Source organism: Streptomyces bohaiensis, from assembly GCF_012033785.1.
Lineage (GTDB): Bacteria > Actinomycetota > Actinomycetes > Streptomycetales > Streptomycetaceae > Streptomyces > Streptomyces bohaiensis.
The window spans coordinates 17,495-18,924 of the sequence record NZ_JAAVJC010000080.1 but is presented as its reverse complement, the minus strand read 5'-3'; the positions used below and the strand labels follow the sequence as shown (position 1 = coordinate 18,924).

The window sequence follows — 1,430 nt, the reverse complement described above, 5'->3', positions numbered from 1 at the left end:
ACCGGCGGGGCCCCGCCGGTGCTGGCGCTCCGCTCTCCGGTGCCCGGGCCCCCGCGCGGCGGCGCGGCGTCCGCTCGTCCTCTCGGCCGTACGGGCGCGGCGGGCCCCGTGCGGGCTTGCTCGTCGCCGGTCGGGGCAGCGGGACGTGCCGGGCCCCGCCGAAACGGGGCCGCGCGGCCGGGCGCCCGAGGCGGCGGCTGTGTCCCCGGGGCCTCCGGGACGGCCCCCGCGTCGGGACGGGGAGGTGCGGCGGGCCCGGTCGTGGGCCCACGGTCCTCCCCGTCGCCGACCGGGCTCGGCGGGGCCGGAGTCGTCGCGATCCCTTCGGGGGTCCGCGACAGCGGGGTCGGCCCCTCGTGGCCTGCCGGTCCGCGGACGGTCGGTGCTGCCGCCCGGACGGCGCGGGCAGCCGGTCGGGGAGGAGAGCCCTCCGCCGGTCGGCTGCCGGGAGCCGGGCCGGTACCCTCGACGTGCTCCCGCGCGCCGTCGCAGACCCGGCGCAGGATCCGTGACACCTGCATCTGCGAGACGGACAGCCGCTGGGCGATCTGCCGCTGCGTGAGGTCCCGGAAGAACCGCAGGTGCAGCACGGCGCGCTCGCGGGCGGGCAGCGCACGGAGGTACGGCTGGACCGCGACCCGCTCCGTGGCACGCTCGAACTCTCCGTCGCGCGCGCCCAGGGTCTCCCCCAGCGGGCGTCCCGTGTCGCCGACCGGGGCGTCCAGCGACAGGCAGGAGTAGCCGTCGAGGGCGGCCGCTCCGCGACGCACCTCGGCCTCACCGAGGCCGAGGTGGTGGGCGATCCGCCGCTGGGCGGCGCGGCTCCCGAACTGGTCCGTGCCCAGGTCACCGGCCGCCCGCCGCACGAGGTTGCGCAGTTCCTTGGTGCGGCGGGGCACGTGCAGGTCCCAGGTGGTGTCGCGGAAGTGCCGCCGCAGCTCGCCGGTCACCACCGGGACGGCGTACGCCGCGAAGGGACGGCCACGGGTCGGGTCGAACCGGTCCAGGGCCTTCACCAGGCCCAGCGCGGCGACCTGCCGCAGGTCCTCGGTCTCCTCGCCCCGGTCGCGGTAGCGCAGGGCGATGCGGTGGGCCATCGGCAGCCACGCCGCCACCAGGTCGTTCAGCAGGAGCGAACGCTCGGTGCCCTCGCCGAGTGCGGCGAGCCGGTCGAACCACGCGCCGGTCTCCGGCGTGTCGGCGTGGTCGCGCCGGGGTGCGGGCGGGGTCGTGGGGGCGGGGGGAGCGGGGGTGGGAGTCATGGGGCTCGCTCACGTGGTGGGGGCGGTGGCGGTGGCGTCTCCCTGGGGCCGGCGGTCGAGGTCGGGTCGCGGCCGAGCGGTGCCTTCCGGCACCGGGGGGGGGGGGGGGGGGGGGGGGGGGGGGGGGGGGGGGGGGGGAGTCATGGGGCTCGCTCACGTGGTGGGGGC

At 79.3% G+C, this 1,430-nt stretch carries 1 protein-coding gene; it reads right to left on the bottom strand.

Going from position 1 to position 1,430, the window contains the following annotated elements:
• On the bottom strand, positions 1-1,262 hold a 1,262-nt coding region (locus tag HCN52_RS11775; RefSeq protein ID WP_168088372.1), incomplete at its 3' end, for a sigma-70 family RNA polymerase sigma factor.
• Positions 1,263-1,430 lie beyond the last annotated feature (168 nt).